Here is a 1801-nt window from a genome sequence, read left to right on the forward strand (position 1 = left end):
GCTGCTCGTCGGTCCTCTCTCGCCGCCGCGGGGACGCAGTGTGCGCCGTCGCCGCGCTGGTCGTCACGGGGTCGGCGACCATTCCGGCGCTCGTGGTGCTCAGCATCCTCAACGGCGCCGTAGCGGCGGTGAGCCTCCCGGCATCCGCGGCTCTCGTGCCCGACACCGTGCCGCCGGAGCAGTTGAGGTCCGCCAACGCGCTGCTCCGCCTCGGGCTGAACGGCGGCACGATCGTCGGGGCGTCGGCGGGTGGCATCCTGATCGCCACGTTCGGACCCGGTTGGGGTCTGGCGGTGGATGCCATCGCCTTCGCCGCCGCGGCCGTCTTCTTCTCGCGTCTGCGTCTGCCGGAACGGGCACGGAACGACGCCGAGCGGACGTCGATGCTGTCGGACCTGCGCGAGGGGTGGCGCGAGTTCACGAGTCGATCGTGGGTGTGGATCGTGGTGCTGCAGTTCGCCGTGCTGAACGCGGCGTTCACCGGCGCGGTCGCCGTGCTCGGTCCGGTCGTGGCTGATGAGACCGTCGGGCGCACCGCATGGGGCTTCGTCATCGGCGCGCAGACGGCGGGCTTCGCGCTCGGTGCGGTCGTGGCGCTGCGCTGGCGGCCTCGGCGCGCGTTGGGGATCGGCGTCGCCGCGATGGCGTTCGCCGCGGTCCCGGTGGCGACCCTCGCGGCGGCGCCGACTGTCGGCGTGCTCATCGCCGGGTTCGCGCTCGGCGGTTTCGCCACCGAGATCTTCGCGATCGCGTGGGACCAGTCGCTCCAGTCGCACGTGCCTCGCGAGGCGCTCTCGCGCGTGTACTCCTACGACATGGTCGGGTCGTTCGTCGCGGTGCCGCTGGGCGAAGCGGTCGTCGGCCCCGCCGCGCATCTCGTCGGCACGACGCCGGTGCTGTGGACGTGCGCGGCCCTGATCGTGGCGGCGACGCTCGTGGCCGCGTCGACGCGGAGCGTGTGGCGGGTGGTCGCGTCGGCACCGAACAGCGCCCGCGCCGTCGACGGAGACGCCGAGACTGCATCCGGCTGACAACTCGGTTGCAGCCTGCAATGGAGATGTCAGGCGGATGCAGTCTCGGCGATCGGGGGCGCGCGGCGATCGGGGGCGCCCCGGCCGCGGCGGCAGGGGCCCCCGCGACCCCGACCGCCGCGGGTCAGTCCGGGTCGGGGGCCTTCGCGAGCGGGCCCGTGCCGCCGCGCGGGGGCTGCTTGCGCTGCAGCGCTCCCTCGCCGCCGACGCGCCCGCCGTAGGGACGGCCGTGGTCGGCCCACTCCGCGCGGAAGTACGCCAGACGCCAGTCACCGAGCTCGATCCGCGCGCCGGTGCGCAGGATGCGGCCGTCGCCCCGCCGCCCCTCGACCGCGGCACCGCCCCCGCCGACGACGTCGAAGCCGTACAGGACGTACTCGTCGTCGCCCTCGTGCCGGATCTCGGCGTGGATCGGAGCGAGGCCGGGAAGACGCAGGTCGGCGTCGTCGCCGGATCCGATCACGGTCTTCGTCGGCAGCAGGTCGAACTCGCGCGGGCGCGATCCGTCCCACGACGACGACCCGATCGCGAAGATCAGCCGCGGGCGGCCGGAGCCCGGCGTGTAGTGCGTCGTCGTGATCCGGCGGGGCACGAACCGGTTGACGGTCGGCACGAGCGGCAGCGGCGTCCCGGGCGGCACCGGGAACGTGAGGGCCTGACCGCCGTTGCGACGGGTGAGCAGCGGCGCCAGCGCCGCGACCGACCCCAGCCGGATGTGCGGCGAGCCGGTCACGACCCGCTGCAGGAGAATGCTCTTGACGTCACCGAGG

Annotated in this window: 2 protein-coding genes; one reads left to right on the top strand and one right to left on the bottom strand. The window is 74.2% G+C overall.

What is annotated here, in order from left to right; all coding sequences use genetic code 11:
* The coding region (locus I5G_RS20805) for an MFS transporter (RefSeq protein WP_051038646.1) at positions 1 to 1031 on the top strand (1031 nt) is incomplete at its 5' end.
* Between the two features lie 124 nt (positions 1032 to 1155).
* On the opposite strand, the gene I5G_RS20810 is transcribed toward I5G_RS20805, so the two are convergent.
* On the bottom strand, positions 1156 to 1801 hold a 646-nt coding region (locus I5G_RS20810; protein ID WP_022878146.1), incomplete at its 5' end, for an FHA domain-containing protein.

This window comes from Microbacterium sp. B19, assembly GCF_000333395.1.
Taxonomy (GTDB): domain Bacteria; phylum Actinomycetota; class Actinomycetes; order Actinomycetales; family Microbacteriaceae; genus Microbacterium.